We start from the raw sequence: 13,960 nt of genomic DNA on the forward strand, positions 1-13,960 counted from the left end.
ATGGACAGGTAATGCCCGCTGGTCAAGAGGCAAGCCCGATTTTCTCGCTTCCAGGTGACTGCAACCTATGGATAATCTATCGTTGTATTGCAATCTTTGGTAAATTGGTTATGATGGGCAACATCATTTGAATCTACTTGACGCTCTTCGTTTCAGTCCGGCATTCCCAGGATAAATATATGGTCCCGAACGCAACAAACAATAATGCCGATAATGAGGGGACCCGGGAGAACTTGGCTTACATCCGCCAGATGCTGGCGGAGCTGCGGCAGGTGGCCCACCGGGAAGGTGCCGATATGCTGTGCTATCTCATCGAGATGGCCTATGTCGAAGTCGGTGATATCCAGAGCGGAAGGCGCAAACTCTCAATCCGCGATGAAGAGCGACACGCGCCCCCCGGCATGCCGGTTTAGACGCCCGGCAATATCGAGCTCCAGCAGCACCAGATGAACGGTGGCGGCGGAGAAACCCGTGTGTCTGATGATGTCGTCGATCTCCACAGGCGAGGGACCGAGAGCAGCGGCGATGATGCTGCGCTCGTCGTCTCCCGGTGGTGACATTTCAGCGTCCTGCTGCGGTTCCTCGATCTTCCGGTCATTGGGCAATTGGGGCTCCATCAATGGTCGCAGTGCATCAAGAATATCGGCCGCTCCCGTAGTCAGCATGGCACCTTCCTTGATCAGCCGGTTCGTGCCTTCGCAGCGCAAGTCGAGCGGCGAGCCGGGCACGGCGAACACCAGTCGTCCCGCTTCACCGGCAAGCCGCGCTGTGATCAGCGAGCCCGAACGCTCCGCCGCCTCGACGATGACGACGCCGAGTGACACGCCCGCGATCAACCGGTTGCGCCGCGGGAAATCCCGGGCGCGCGGCTCCCAGCCGAAAGGCATTTCGCTGATCGTCGCGCCGCCCTGATCGTATATCTCCTGCAAGAGTCCGAAATTTTCCTGCGGGTAGGGCCGGTCGAGACCGCCTGCCAGCATTGCTACAGTGCCCGTTGAAAGGCTCGCCCTGTGGGCCGCCGCATCGATGCCGCGCGCCAGCCCCGAGGCGATCGTATAACCGGCCCGACCACAGTCGCGCGCAAGCATGGCGGCGAATTTTGCGCCGTTGATCGAAGCGTTGCGCGAACCGACGATGCCGACGCAGGCTCTCGTCGCCGTATCCGCCGATCCTTTCATGGCGATCAACGGCGGCGCGCCATCCACATGCCGCAGGGCCGGTGGATAATCCGGTTCGCCGATGCCGACGAAACGCGCGCCGAAATTCTCGGCCGCCTCAAGCTCCCGTTCCGCCTCTGCCTGTGTTGCGATGCGCGGACTGCGCGACGAACCGCCACGGCGCGACAGTTCGGGCAGCGCATCCAGCGCTTTTTCAGCGCTGCCGAAATGATTGATAAGTTCGCGAAAGGTGACGGGACCGATATTATCGCTGCGGATCAACCGTAGCCACGCCACCCGCTGCCGCGCGGAAAGCTCTATGCCCTGCCGTGTCGTTTCCTCATGCGGCATGGCATATCCCCGAGACGGCCTCAGCCCTTTTGACCGATCCTGCTTTCGGTGCCCGCCAGCAGCCGGGCAATGTTCTCGCGATGTTTCCACCAGGAAATCACGCTGAGCACCATCACGAGCAGGGCTGTTTTTTCTGGTCCGAGGACCCAGAGGGCAACGGGGATGACCAGCATTGCCACGAGCGCAGAGAGCGACGAATAGCGGGTGATGAAGGCGGTCGCGAGCCAGATCAGCGCGAAGGCCAGCATCATCAGCGGAGCGGCGCCCAGCAGTACCCCGATATAGGTTGCCACGCCCTTGCCGCCCTTGAAGCCCAGCCAGACTGGAAAGAGATGGCCGAGAAAGGCGAAGAAACCGGCTACGAGGGAGGCCTCATAACCCCAGAGCGCATTGGCGACCAGAACTGCCGCCGTGCCCTTGAGTGCGTCCAGCAACAGGGTCGCGGCGGCGAGCTTCTTGTTGCCGGTGCGCAGCACGTTGGTCGCGCCGATATTGCCGGAGCCGATCTTGCGAACGTCGCCCAGCCCGGCCATGCGGGTCAGGAGGAGGCCGAAGGGAATGGAGCCCAACAGATAGCCGATCAGCGCCGAAAGCGCGAGAAGGGCAGGCGCGGTCTGCCAGTCAGTCAAAGCACTCATTCAATGTCCCCTCTGTCCCGCCTGCCGCGTGATCTGTTGATGATCTTATGCCAAGGAATGAACGGCTTTGCCAGCCACATAAGTGGCGATGGCGCGACCGCTGAACCGGGCATCCTCAAACGGCGTGTTCTTGGATTTCGAGACCAGCTGTTCCTTGGCCACGAGCCACGGTTCGTCGAGGTCGATCAGGGTGATATCGGCCTTGGCACCCGCTTTCAGCGTTCCTGCATCGAGACCGAAAATCTTGGCCGGGCGGGTGGAGAGCGCATCGATAAGCCGCATCAGCGGAACTTCACCACTGTGGTGGAGGCGCAGCGCCGCCGCCAGCATGGTTTCGAGCCCGACAGCGCCGCTCGCAGCATCCGAAAACGGCAGCCGCTTGGTATCGACATCCTGCGGGTCGTGCGAGGAGACGATGATATCGATGGTGCCGTCCTTCAGCGCTTCCACCATTGCCTTGCGGTCGTCTTCGGCGCGCAGCGGCGGGGAGAGCTTGAAGAAAGTGCGATATTCGCCGATATCGTTTTCATTGAGCGTCAGGTGATTGATCGAGATGCCGCAGGTGGCCTTCACGCCCCGCTGCCGCGCAACCCGGATCGCCTCTGCCGATTCCGGCACGGAAATCTTGGCGGCGTGGTAGATCGCCTGCGTCAGGCCGGCAATGCGCAGGTCACGCTCCAGCGGAATGATCTCGGCTTCCTTGGGAACGCCTGACAGGCCGAGCCAGCTCGCGAAAAGCCCCTCGTTCATGTCGCCGCCGCCGATATATTTGTCGCGGGTTTCGAGCGCGATGACAGCGCCGAGTTCACGGGCATAGGTCATGGCGCGGCGCAGCACCAGCGTATCGGACAGCGCCTTGCGGCCGTTGGTGAAGGCCACCGCACCGGCTTCCTTCAGCATGCCGAATTCGGTCATTTCCTCGCCCCGCAGACCCTTGGTCAGGGCGGCTGCCGGATGCACATTGACGATTGCCTTGTCACGCGCCGTCTTCTTCACATATTCGACAAGGGCGATGTCATCAATCACGGGATCCGTATCAGGCATCATGATGATGCTGGTGACGCCGCCGGCCGCTGCCGCACGCGATGCGGATTCGATGGTTTCGCGGTGTTCGGCACCGGGTTCACCCACGAAGACGCGGGCATCCACCAGACCCGGAACGGCCACGACACCCTTGCAGTCGCGCACCGTCGCACCGTCGGGCGCACCCTGATTGTGAGCGTCTTTTCCTGAAGCAAGAATGGTACCATCGGCGCCGATGACGATGCTGCCGTTCTCGTCGAGATTACGGGAGGGATCGACGACGCGGAGGTTCTTGAGAACGGTAACGGCACTCATACGCGCTCACCCTGATTTTGCGAGACAAGCAGGGTTTCCATGACGGCCATGCGCACGGCGACCCCCATTTCAACCTGGCTTTCGATGACGCTCTGCGGGCCATCGGCCACTTCGGAGGCGATTTCCACGCCGCGGTTCATCGGGCCGGGATGCATGACAAGCGCATCTTCCTTGGCCGCCTTCAGCTTTTCGGCATCCAGACCGTAATAATGGAAATATTCGCGCACTGAAGGAACGAAGGAGCCGGACATGCGCTCACGCTGGAGGCGCAGCATCATCACCACATCGGCATTCTTCAACCCTTCCTTCATGTCGTGAAAGACTTCCACGCTCATGTCGCGAATGCCCGAAGGAAGAAGCGTGGCCGGGGCGACGACACGAACCCGCGCGCCCATCTGGTTGAGAAGGATGATATTGGAGCGGGCAACGCGCGAGTGCAGTACGTCGCCGCAGATCGCTACGGTGATACCTGAAAGCTCGCCCTTGGCGCGGCGGATGGTCAGCGCGTCGAGCAGCGCCTGCGTCGGGTGCTCGTGCTGGCCGTCGCCGGCATTGACCACGGAGCAGGCGACCTTTTGGGCGAGAAGCGCTGCGGCACCGGCCGAGGAGTGGCGCACGACAAGCACATCCGGGCGCATGGCATTCAGCGTCATCGCCGTGTCAATCAGCGTTTCGCCCTTCTTCACCGAGGAGTTGCCGACGGACATGTTCATCACATCTGCACCAAGCCTCTTTCCGGCAAGTTCGAAGGAGGATTGCGTCCGCGTCGAAGCTTCGAAGAAGAGATTGATCTGTGTCAGGCCCCGAAGCGTCGAGGTCTTTTTCTCGCGCTGGCGGCTGATTTTCACCGCCTCATCGGCCTTGTCGAGAAGCAGGGTAATATCCTGATGGGAAAGCCCCTTGATGCCGAGGAGATGGCGATGGGGAAAAAAGACCATGGAAATTGTCCTCCGGGTCGCAATAGTCAACGGGTCTATAAAGACAGGTGGCGTTGCGGGCAAGCATGCGATAAGCCGGGTTTTGGCATATACACGCAATAAAGCACGAATCCCGATAGAAGGATGCGAATGACAGGCATGAACCGGACAGAAGAACAGCTCGCCGAACTGAACCAGCCCAGCCTCTGGTCCGGTATCAACGCCTATCGTTCCGATCCGCTGATCGTCGATCTGACCTCCGGCCTGTCACGCAATCTGAGGGACGAGTTCGATCAGATCGGCCGCTATGTCACCTCGCATGAGGCGCAGGAACTGGCGCGTATGGCGAACCAGGGCGTGCCGCAGCTGCACACACACGGCCCGCGGGGCGAGCGTCTGGACCAGGTGGAATTCCACCCGGCCTGGCACGCGCTGATGCGCCGTTCCATGTCCTCGGGCCTGCATTCCAGCGTGTGGGAAAACTCGCCCGACACGCGCGGTAACGAGCACAAGGCCCGCGCCACGAAGTTCTACCTGACCTCGCAGCTGGAAGCCGGTCATCTCTGCCCGCTGACCATGACCAGCGCCTCCGTTGCCGCCATCATGGCGTCTCCGCGTGTGCAGAAGGAATGGGCGCCGAAGATCCTCTCGCGCAAATATGATTCCGCACAGAAGCCGGCCTTGCAGAAAACTGCCGTTACCATCGGCATGGGCATGACAGAAAAGCAGGGCGGCACGGATGTGCGCGCCAACCGCACCACGGCAGAGCGGGTGGGCGAGGGCATCTACCGTCTCTCAGGCCACAAGTGGTTCCTGTCTGCGCCGATGAGCGACGGTTTTGTCATGCTGGCCCAGATGGGTGACGGCATGGGCTGTTTCCTCGTGCCGCGTTATCTCGAGGACGGTTCGAAAAATGGCCTGCAATTCCAGCGTTTGAAGGACAAGCTGGGCAATCGATCCAATGCATCCGCCGAAGTCGAATTCACCGATGCCTTCGGTTATCTGCTCGGCGATCCCGGCAGCGGCATCCGCACCATTCTCGACATGGTGACGCTGACGCGGCTCGATTGCGCGCTGGCGTCGGCCGGCATGATGCGCGCCTCGCTTGCCGAAGCCGTGCACTACGCCCGCGGTCGCTCCGTTTTCGGCAAGATGCTGGTCACCCAGCCGATCATGACGCGCGTGCTTGCCGACATGGCGCTGGACGTCGCTGCGGCGACCGCCTTGTCCTTTAGGTTGGCGAGTGCTTTTGATGCCGCCCGCAACAATCCGGCCGAGGCCGCCTATGCGCGGGTGATGACGCCGATCGTGAAATACTGGTGCTGCAAGATTGCGCCGGCGCTTATCTACGAAGCCATGGAATGCCTTGGCGGCAATGGTTACGTGGAAGAGAGGCCGATTGCCCGCCACTATCGCGAAGCGCCCGTCAATGCCATCTGGGAAGGCTCCGGCAACGTCATGGCGCTGGATGTCCTGCGGGTTCTTCAGCGCGGCAAGGACCTGTTCGATCTCGTCTTCCAGACGCTGGAGCGTGACCTCGGACCTGCCGGGAAGAAGACAACGGACGTGCTGCGCGCCGCAATCGCACTTGCCGAACGTGATGAGGGGGCAGCTCGCCTTTTGGTGGAGCAGTTCGCGCTTGCGGCCGCTGCCGCCGAGCTTTGCCGCCTCGGCGCCGGCAAGATTGCCGATGCCTTCCTCGAAACCCGGCTTGCCGGTGGCTGGCGGCATACTTACGGCATGCTCGATTCCCGCTTCGATCCGACTTATATAATCGATCTTCTTTATCCGCCTGCAGCTTGAGCGATGGATGCGGATGAAGGTTTTACAGTTCCGGCGGGAGGGGTCTCGGATTTGAAAAACAGCAATGGCCTAGGACGTATTCTTGTCTGTCACGATAGCTTCGCACATCGAGGCGCGGCAATGGAGGATGGCGGCCGATGCTGACTTTTCGCTCCGCTCGTTCCGAGGATGAAGACGCGCTCTATGCCATAAGCCTCGCCACCGGCGATGCCGGGCAGGATGCCACGCCACTTTACAACGATGGCCGCATGGTGGGGCATATCTATTCCGTGCCCTATCTGCATCTGTGGCCGGATGCTGTATTCGTTGCCGAGGATGAGGAAGGCGTCTGCGGTTACATCGTCGGCGCGCTCGATACGGCCCTGCATGAAGAGCGACTGGAGCGGGAATGGTGGCCGCATCTGCGCGCCATCTATGCCGATCCTGGGGGCGACCAGCAGACATGGGACGCCGACCAGCGCCGCGCCCATTTCATTCACCACCCACGCCGCACCCCGACCTGGCTCACCGACCCGTTCCCCGCCCACATACACATGAACCTTTTGCCACGCACGCAGGGTAAGGGCGGCGGCACCCGGCTCCTGTCGCGCTGGCTGGATATGGCCCGACAGAACAACGTCTACGGCATCCATCTCGGCGCCAGCGAACGCAACCTGGCCGGAATGCGTTTCTGGGAAACCCGAGGCTTCAAGCGTCTGGACAGCCACGAAACCCCCGGCAGCGTGTGGTTTGGCATGGGGTTGGAGTGAGCGGCTCACGCTGAGAATGCGGGGCGATATTGTTGGCCCCGCCACGTCATCCACAGGAACCTTCCGTCCAATCTTCCCATCACATTGTCCTTGCTTTCATGCTTTGTTAACCCGTGTAGTCAGGCTTTCAGAAAACGGGTAGGGAATCATGCTGGCGACCGCAGAGGCGATTTCAGCCGACAGACCGGAAAAGCGCATCAAGGATCGCGCTCAGACCGAGAAGGCGATTTTTAATGCGGCGCGGTCGCTGCTTGCCGAAGAGGGATTTCAGGGCTTCGGGATCAATGCCGTTGCTCGCCGTGCCGGCTGCGACAAGCAGCTGATCTACCGTTATTTCGGCGGCCTCGATGGTCTGATTGAGGCGATCGGTGAGGATCTCGGGTCTTGGGTGAAGGATCGCATTCCGGAAGATACCGGCGGCATGTTCCTTTTGACCTATGGTGATCTGATGGAAAAGCTGGCGCTCTACTTCATGGATGCGCTGCGCAGCGACCCTCTTGTCTGCAAAATCATCGCCTGGGAAGTTTCCGACGGCTCGCCGCAGGTGCGCCAGCTGGCGGAAGCCCGTGCCAAGTCGCTTGGCAAATGGCTGGAGCGCATGCGCGGTTCGCTGGCGGCGCCGAAGGGTGTTGATACCGCCGCCGTCAATGCCGTGCTGTTCGCCGCCATCCAGCACCTTGTCATTTCCGCCGCCACCAGCGGGCAGTTTGCCGGTGTTGCGCTCAAATCGGATCGGGACTGGGACAAGATCGCCACTGCCGTCAAAAGGCTGGTGCGGGGCGTTTACGGCTGAACCGGTCTCAGACACGGGCCCAGGCAGCCGCGCTGGACGCTGGGCATTAAAGAAAAATCAGCCATGTTCTTACCGGGCCGGCAACCGCTCGGCGCGTCCGTCCGTGCAGCCGGTCACGTTGTTTTCCACATGCCGGCCGCCCGTCGTTAACCATAATCACAGCTTTCATTTGCCTCTCCATCCCGGCCGGTCCAGTGTGGATTAACGAAATGTTAACCATGCGCAATGACTGCGCATAAGGGAGCCGCAAGTGAGCCGCTGGACAGCTTTGGGCGTCATGATGACGTTTTTTGCTATGCTGCCGTTGGATATCGACGTGCCGGCGCTGAACCTCTGCCTGATGGCCGTGGCGCGCTGGGCGGTGCTTGCTGGCATTCCCGATACACTGTTTGTGCGGGGGCAGGCGGCATGAAGTGGTTTCTGATCCTGTGGGCCGGTCCTGTCGCGCTGCTGGGCAGCTGGTACTGGCTTTCCTATTACGACATGAGCTTCGGCTTCTACATGCTCACACGTCAGACCCATGATCTCGTCTTCGAGATATACGGGAATATTCTCGGACTTCCGCCGGAAAGCCTGCCGCCGCTGGTGGCGCGTGCCATTGCGGTCGACAGCCTGATCGTTTTTGCGATTCTCGGTTTCCGCAAACGCAGGCAGATTTACGCCTGGTGGCAGGGCCGTCAGTCGGCCGCGCGGGTGAGTGCGGAAAGCCTGTCCAGCGCACCCTGAAGAATGAAACTCGCCGCCGCCGAATCGATGCGTTCGGCCCGCTTGGCGCGAGACACATCCATTTCGAGAAGAGCGCGCTCTGCCGCAACGGTCGAAAGCCGCTCATCCCAGTAAACGAAGGGCAGGGCGGTTTTTTCGCCCATGGTGCGCACGAAAGCGCGGGTTGCCTGCACGCGGGGCCCGGCGGAGCCGTCCATGTTCATCGGCAGGCCGATAATGAAGGCGGCGACCTTTTCCTTTTCAGCGAAGGCCAGCAGCACTTCCGCATCCAGCGTGAATTTCACGCGCTTGATAACGGGGCGCGGTGTCGCAAAACGCCGCGACAGATCCGACATGGCGAGCCCGATGGTTTTCGTACCAAGGTCGAGGCCGGCAATTGCCTGCGCGGGCTGAAGCGTTGCCGCCAGTTCCTCGATGGTGAGTGTTGCCATGTCGCGTGCTGTCCTTATCGCTTGCGGACGAATTCGGTGCGCAGCACCAGACCCTTCACCGCATCATGCCTGCAATCGATTTCTTCCGGATTATCGGTCAGCCGGATCGATTTGATGACCGTGCCCTGCTTGATGACCGTGCTGGTGCCCTTGACCTTCAGATCCTTGATCAAGGTCACGGAATCGCCATCGGCGAGCACATTGCCTGCTGCATCGCGCACTTCCTTCGCGCGTGCCGCTTCTGCGGCCAGTTCGGAAGCAGGGCGCCATTCGCCGGTCGCTTCGTCGTACACATAATCGTCATTGTCAGCGGCCATTGTCGCCCCTCTTAAATACAGGTAGTGCGGTTGTTCAGGCCGTCCTATGTCATATTATACCGGCAATACAAAGGAGAACTTCCCATGAAAATCACCTGGCTCGGCCATTCCGCCTTCCGTCTGGAAAACGGCAGCGCGAAGATTCTCATCGATCCGTTTTTCACCGGCAACCCCGGTTTTGCAGGGCAGGATGGCAAGTCTGCAGCCGAAGGCGTCACCCATATTCTGCTGACCCACGGCCATGGCGACCATGTCGGAGATACCGTGCAGCTTGCCCGCGAGACGGGTGCGACCGTGCTGGCGAATGCCGATCTAGCCGCGTGGCTTTCTGCCAAGGGTGTTGCGAAGGTCGATATGGGCAATACCGGCGGCACCGTTCATTTTGACGGTTTCTCGGTTACCTTCACCAATGCGCTGCATTCCTCCGCCCAGATCACCGAGGATGGCGTTTCCCATTCGCTCGGCAATGCCAACGGCCTGATGCTGCATTTCGAGGACGGTCCGGCCGTCTACCACATGGGCGATACGGATATCTTCTCCGACATGAAGCTCATCAATGAACTGCATCAGCCTGATATCGGTCTCGTGCCGATCGGTGACCGCTTTACCATGGGCGGAGCTGTGGCGTCGCTTGCCTGCCAGCGCTTCTTCAAGTTCCAGCACGTGCTTCCCTGCCATTACGGCTCCTTCCCGATAATCGACCAGACGCCGGAGAAATTCGTGGCCGGCATGGAAGGCGCCGAAGCGCGCGTCCATACACCCAGGGCGGGCGACGTCCTGTCCTTCTAAGCGTCAACGCCGCATGTCGTGAGCGCAAAACCGCCGCCGAGTTAGCCGCGACATGCTTTCTACCGTTGCGAAGGACGGACATGGTCATTATAGCGAATGGGAAATATCCCATCGGAGTAAAACCATGTCCGTCGATCTCGCCACCGTAAAGCGTGTTGCGCGCCTTGCCCGTATCGCTGTCACTGAAGACGAAGCACAGAACATGCTCGGCCAGCTGAATGGCATACTCGGTTTCGTGGAGCAGCTTTCGGAAGTGAATGTGGATGGCGTCGAGCCGATGACGTCGGTGACGCCGGTGGCGATGAAGAAGCGCGCCGACGAGGTGACCGATGGCGACAAGGCGGACGACATCGTCGCCAACGCGCCCGCGACCGATCGCAATTTCTTCATGGTGCCGAAAGTGGTCGAGTAATCGATCCATCTTGCCGCCCGATTTTTCCGAGATTTTCGAAAGCCGTTGCCGACCATGACCGACCTGACGAGCCTGACCATTGCCGAAGCCCGCGAGAAGCTGAAGGCGAAAGAATTTTCCGCCCTTGAGCTCACCGACGCCTATCTCTCCGCCATCGACACCGCCAACGGTGCGCTGAACGCCTATGTGGCGACGACGCCCGAAAAGGCGCGTGAGATGGCGAAAGCCTCCGACGGCCGTATTGCTGCCGGTTCCGCGGGTGAGCTGGAAGGTATTCCGCTCGGCGTGAAGGACCTTTTCGCAACGCGTGACATTCATACCCAAGCCTGCTCGCACATCCTCGATGGCTTCAAGCCGAAATACGAATCCACCGTCACCCAGAACCTCTGGGATCAGGGCGCCGTCATGCTCGGCAAGCTCAACATGGACGAATTCGCCATGGGCTCGTCCAATGAAAGCTCGTGGTACGGCCCGGCCATCAACCCGTGGCGCGCCAATGGTTCCGAGCAGAAGCTGGTGCCTGGCGGCTCCTCGGGCGGTTCGGCCGCTGCCGTTGCCGCGCATCTTTGCGCCGGCGCCACCGCAACCGATACCGGCGGTTCCATCCGCCAGCCGGCGGCCTTCACCGGCACCGTCGGCATCAAGCCCACTTACGGCCGCTGCTCGCGCTTCGGCATCGTCGCTTACGCCTCGTCGCTCGATCAGGCTGGCCCGATTGCCCGCGACGTGCGCGACGCGGCCATCCTGCTGAAGACCATGGCAAGCGTCGACGCCAAGGACACGACCTCGGTTGACCTTCCTGTGCCGGATTACGAAAAGGCCATCGGCCAGTCGCTCAAGGGCCTGAAGATCGGTATCCCCCGGGAATACCGCGTTGACGGTATGCCTGACGAAATCGAAAAGCTCTGGGCCAAGGGCGTCGAATGGCTGCGCGACGCCGGTGCAGAGGTGGTCGACATCTCGCTGCCGCACACCAAATATGCGCTTCCCGCCTATTACATCGTCGCACCGGCAGAGGCCTCGTCCAACCTTGCCCGTTATGACGGCGTCCGCTACGGCCTGCGCGTCGACGGCAAGGACATTGCCGACATGTACGAAAAGAGCCGCGCCGCCGGTTTCGGCAAGGAAGTGCAGCGTCGCATCATGGTCGGCACCTATGTGCTTTCGGCCGGTTATTACGACGCCTATTATCTCAAGGCGCAGAAGGTCCGTACGCTCATCAAGCGCGACTTCGAGAACGTCTTCCACGAAGGCGTCGACGCCATTCTGGCGCCGATCACGCCGTCTTCCGCCTTCGCGGTCGGTGATGAGGAGCTCGCCTCCGATCCCGTCAAGATGTACCTGCAGGACGTCTTCACCATCACCGTCAACATGGCCGGTCTTCCCGGCCTCTCGGTGCCTGCTGGTCTTGATGGCAAGGGCCTGCCGCTTGGCCTGCAGCTCATCGGCAAGCCGTTCGAAGAAGAAACGCTGTTCAAGACGGCCCACGCCATCGAGCAGGCAGCGGGCAAGTTCACGCCTGCCAAGTGGTGGTAAGCAGTCTCAAGCTCAGACAGATGAACGAAGCCGATCGCGATGCGGTCGGCTTTGTCGGTTTTGCCGCATGGCGTGCCGGTGAAGCCTTCGACGCCGCCTATCTCGATTCCCATGTCATCGAGTGGGTGAGGGGCGAATTCGAAAGCTTCGCCAAGTCTCCGACCGGTGATGTCGTCGTGGCCGAAATCGACGGTGTTGTCGTCGGTTGGGGCGCTTGTGATGCCAAGCCTCATCATATTTCCGATCTGTGGGTGGACCCGAACTGGCAGGGCAAGGGGATTGGCAAAGCGCTGATCCTCCACTTTCTCGACAGGATGCGGGCTGCGGGCCTGCCGCTTGCCACCATCGACACCCATGCGAAAAATCGCGCCGCCATAGGCCTTTACCAGCGTTGCGGCTTTCAGATCGTCTGGCGCGGCATGGAATGGTCCGACATCATGAAAGTCGAACTTGAGAAGGTGAAGCTGGAGCAAATGCTCTCTCATAATTTGTGACACCGTCGATGCCGCGTGGCGAACTGCCGGGCGACGGCATTGCCGCCGCCCGGTCAGTTTATCGGTTGTCCAGCTCACCCCTCACAAGTTCCAGCCCGCGCGTGGTAATGCGGTAGGGCTTGCCACCGGAGGAGGCGATGGCTCGCTTCCGTTTCAGCTTGCGGAAGGTGAGGAGATCGAGGCCGCTGAAAATCCATCCTTCACGCGTGAAGAGCGAAAGTTTTTCAATTTTGCGGGCGTCGTCTCGAACGAGTTCAATTCTGCCGCCCTGGGCGAGCAGGTGAAGAATGCGCTGTTCAGCGCGGGAAATGTCCATTGTTGGAAGTCCGGTCGGCGTCTTCTAGACGCGTGAAAGCAAACCCGGGTGCCGTTAGGGCATCCGGCTCGGTTTCATTTGGCCCGGCGCGCAAGAAACTTGCGGGCAGGGCCTTTACCGGGACTCCGATTGAGCGAACATAAAAACTCCGTTCTTGCTCCTTTTGGGTAATGGGCCAAACCGGCGCGGTCAAGTCCCGCAGGAAGCGGGAAAACCACGCTGGTCGAATCGCACCCGCAATGGTTTACTTCAAACGGCCAAGGAGGGCGCGGCTTGATCGTCATTCGCAACGCGTATGAGCAGGAAGCGGAGGTTCTGGCGGCCATCGGCCTCAGGGCGTGGCGGCAGGCAACCGCGGCTCTCGGCATCACACCGACGCTTTACGACAATGCGGCGAGCGCCTTTTCCAATTTCACCCGCTCGTCCTGGCTTGCCATCCGCGTCGCGGAACTGGGCGGCTCGGTTGCGGGTTGGGCCGCGCGGGAGCATTTTAACGAGGCGATTTCCGACTTCTGGATCGATCCGGAGTTTCAGCGGAGGGGCGTCGGCAGCCGCCTGCTGGGCGACATCGAACGACTGATAGAGGAAAAGGGCTTCGAGACCATACGGCTTGAAACCCATGCCCAGAATGAACCGGCCGTCGCCTTTTTCCGCTACCATGGCTATAGCATTCGCTGGCTCTCGGTTTCCTATGCGCCGAAGCTGGACCGCGAGGTGCAATCGGTGGGCCTGCAGAAGCAACTGGCTGAGGTCGAGAGTGGTCTTTACGGGCCGGCGTTCTGAAACAGGGTTTGTAGAGTGGCCATCAGCCGCATCGGCCAGTCCGGCGTGATGAGGAGCGATGCGACGAGGCCCGCCTGCAAGATGACGATCGATATCAGCTTGCTGCGAAACGGTTCTTTGCGGGTTTTGTGCCGCAGCAACCTTTGCGCCGAGATCGCGCCCGCACTGCCACCCACGAGCGCGAGCAAAAGCAGCGTGCTTTCCCGGATACGCCATCCTCCATTCCTCGCCGCTTCCTTGTCCCACCAATAGACAAGAAAGACGAAGAGATTGAAGGCGATATAAGCCAGAAAGCAGAGAGCGATCGTTTGCATGGCGTGAATTGAAACCTATAAGGGTAAAAAACGCGTATCTGATGTCTTCGAAAATTCCGGCCGTCGCGCGACGGGGTGCAAGATGTCTTGCGCCAG

General features: G+C 60.7%; 19 protein-coding genes. 11 read left to right on the forward strand and 8 right to left on the reverse strand.

The window, feature by feature from the left end; all coding sequences use genetic code 11:
- Positions 1–179 precede the first annotated feature (179 nt).
- Positions 180–413, forward strand: coding sequence for a hypothetical protein (locus K7A42_RS19680; protein WP_004441372.1), 234 nt, complete (start codon positions 180–182; stop codon positions 411–413).
- Here the strand turns inward: K7A42_RS19680 and dprA are convergent.
- Genes dprA through K7A42_RS19700 form a run of 4 tightly spaced genes read right to left on the reverse strand, consistent with a single transcriptional unit; the run spans position 366 to position 4,422 of the window.
- On the reverse strand, positions 366–1,508 hold the full coding sequence (gene dprA, locus K7A42_RS19685; RefSeq protein ID WP_060942348.1) for a DNA-processing protein DprA: 1,143 nt from the start codon (positions 1,506–1,508) through the stop codon (positions 366–368). The two genes, K7A42_RS19680 and dprA, sit on opposite strands and share 48 nt — an antisense overlap.
- 20 nt (positions 1,509–1,528) lie before the next feature.
- Positions 1,529–2,146, reverse strand: coding sequence for a glycerol-3-phosphate 1-O-acyltransferase PlsY (plsY, locus tag K7A42_RS19690; protein WP_162719199.1), 618 nt, complete (start codon positions 2,144–2,146; stop codon positions 1,529–1,531).
- Between the two features lie 45 nt (positions 2,147–2,191).
- Positions 2,192–3,484, reverse strand: coding sequence for a dihydroorotase (locus tag K7A42_RS19695; protein WP_282455733.1), 1,293 nt, complete (start codon positions 3,482–3,484; stop codon positions 2,192–2,194).
- Positions 3,481–4,422 (reverse strand): aspartate carbamoyltransferase catalytic subunit, encoded by a 942-nt coding sequence (locus K7A42_RS19700; RefSeq protein WP_003502441.1) that lies wholly within the window; start codon positions 4,420–4,422, stop codon positions 3,481–3,483. Before K7A42_RS19700 ends, K7A42_RS19695 begins: the two co-directional genes overlap by 4 nt.
- A 129-nt stretch (positions 4,423–4,551) precedes the next feature.
- On the opposite strand from K7A42_RS19700, the gene K7A42_RS19705 reads away from it, so the two are divergent.
- The 5 genes from K7A42_RS19705 to K7A42_RS19725 all read left to right on the forward strand — a co-directional run bounded on the left by K7A42_RS19705 (position 4,552) and on the right by K7A42_RS19725 (position 8,472).
- A complete protein-coding gene (locus tag K7A42_RS19705; protein WP_142181469.1) occupies positions 4,552–6,204 on the forward strand; it encodes an acyl-CoA dehydrogenase family protein in 1,653 nt (550 codons plus the stop codon).
- Positions 6,205–6,341: 137 nt separating this feature from the next.
- Positions 6,342–6,953, forward strand: a complete 612-nt coding sequence (locus tag K7A42_RS19710) for a GNAT family N-acetyltransferase (RefSeq protein WP_142181467.1) — start codon at positions 6,342–6,344, stop codon at positions 6,951–6,953.
- Positions 6,954–7,101: 148 nt separating this feature from the next.
- Complete coding sequence (locus tag K7A42_RS19715) at positions 7,102–7,746, forward strand: TetR/AcrR family transcriptional regulator (RefSeq protein ID WP_004441386.1); 645 nt, start codon at positions 7,102–7,104, stop codon at positions 7,744–7,746.
- A 250-nt stretch (positions 7,747–7,996) separates the two neighbouring features.
- Positions 7,997–8,158 carry a hypothetical protein gene (locus K7A42_RS19720; RefSeq protein WP_004441388.1) on the forward strand — a complete coding sequence of 54 codons (162 nt, stop codon included), beginning with the start codon at positions 7,997–7,999 and terminating at the stop codon, positions 8,156–8,158.
- Positions 8,155–8,472, forward strand: coding sequence for a DUF6105 family protein (locus K7A42_RS19725; RefSeq protein WP_004441389.1), 318 nt, complete (start codon positions 8,155–8,157; stop codon positions 8,470–8,472). The genes K7A42_RS19720 and K7A42_RS19725 overlap by 4 nt, the downstream gene beginning before the upstream one ends.
- On the opposite strand, the gene ruvX is transcribed toward K7A42_RS19725, so the two are convergent.
- Together ruvX and K7A42_RS19735 are read right to left on the reverse strand one after the other, a co-directional pair.
- On the reverse strand, positions 8,424–8,903 hold the full coding sequence (ruvX, locus tag K7A42_RS19730; RefSeq protein ID WP_006698011.1) for a Holliday junction resolvase RuvX: 480 nt from the start codon (positions 8,901–8,903) through the stop codon (positions 8,424–8,426). The genes K7A42_RS19725 and ruvX overlap by 49 nt on opposite strands.
- A gap of 14 nt (positions 8,904–8,917) precedes the next feature.
- Positions 8,918–9,220 (reverse strand): zinc ribbon domain-containing protein YjdM, encoded by a 303-nt coding sequence (locus tag K7A42_RS19735; protein ID WP_022556051.1) that lies wholly within the window; start codon positions 9,218–9,220, stop codon positions 8,918–8,920.
- A gap of 84 nt (positions 9,221–9,304) precedes the next feature.
- Between K7A42_RS19735 and K7A42_RS19740 the strand changes: the two genes are divergently transcribed.
- From K7A42_RS19740 to K7A42_RS19755, 4 genes are all read left to right on the forward strand, one after another.
- Positions 9,305–10,009 (forward strand): metal-dependent hydrolase, encoded by a 705-nt coding sequence (locus tag K7A42_RS19740; RefSeq protein WP_282455734.1) that lies wholly within the window; start codon positions 9,305–9,307, stop codon positions 10,007–10,009.
- A gap of 124 nt (positions 10,010–10,133) precedes the next feature.
- A complete protein-coding gene (gatC, locus tag K7A42_RS19745) occupies positions 10,134–10,421 on the forward strand; it encodes an Asp-tRNA(Asn)/Glu-tRNA(Gln) amidotransferase subunit GatC (protein ID WP_004441400.1) in 288 nt (95 codons plus the stop codon).
- 54 nt (positions 10,422–10,475) lie between these two features.
- The gene (gene gatA, locus K7A42_RS19750) at positions 10,476–11,957 is read left to right on the forward strand and encodes an Asp-tRNA(Asn)/Glu-tRNA(Gln) amidotransferase subunit GatA (RefSeq protein WP_004441402.1); all 1,482 of its coding nucleotides are present in this window, start codon (positions 10,476–10,478) and stop codon (positions 11,955–11,957) included.
- Positions 11,948–12,451 (forward strand): GNAT family N-acetyltransferase, encoded by a 504-nt coding sequence (locus K7A42_RS19755; protein ID WP_282455735.1) that lies wholly within the window; start codon positions 11,948–11,950, stop codon positions 12,449–12,451. Before gatA ends, K7A42_RS19755 begins: the two co-directional genes overlap by 10 nt.
- A gap of 58 nt (positions 12,452–12,509) precedes the next feature.
- Here K7A42_RS19755 and K7A42_RS19760 read toward each other — a convergent pair whose 3' ends face one another.
- A complete protein-coding gene (locus tag K7A42_RS19760; RefSeq protein ID WP_006698014.1) occupies positions 12,510–12,767 on the reverse strand; it encodes a YjhX family toxin in 258 nt (85 codons plus the stop codon).
- Positions 12,768–13,040: 273 nt separating this feature from the next.
- Between K7A42_RS19760 and K7A42_RS19765 the strand changes: the two genes are divergently transcribed.
- Positions 13,041–13,550 carry a GNAT family N-acetyltransferase gene (locus tag K7A42_RS19765; RefSeq protein WP_044458777.1) on the forward strand — a complete coding sequence of 170 codons (510 nt, stop codon included), beginning with the start codon at positions 13,041–13,043 and terminating at the stop codon, positions 13,548–13,550.
- Here the strand turns inward: K7A42_RS19765 and K7A42_RS19770 are convergent.
- On the reverse strand, positions 13,532–13,864 hold the full coding sequence (locus K7A42_RS19770; RefSeq protein WP_034496217.1) for a DUF1294 domain-containing protein: 333 nt from the start codon (positions 13,862–13,864) through the stop codon (positions 13,532–13,534). The two genes, K7A42_RS19765 and K7A42_RS19770, sit on opposite strands and share 19 nt — an antisense overlap.
- Between the last annotated feature and the right edge of the window lie 96 nt (positions 13,865–13,960).

The organism is Agrobacterium sp. InxBP2 (assembly GCF_026191755.1).
Classification (GTDB): domain Bacteria; phylum Pseudomonadota; class Alphaproteobacteria; order Rhizobiales; family Rhizobiaceae; genus Agrobacterium; species Agrobacterium pusense.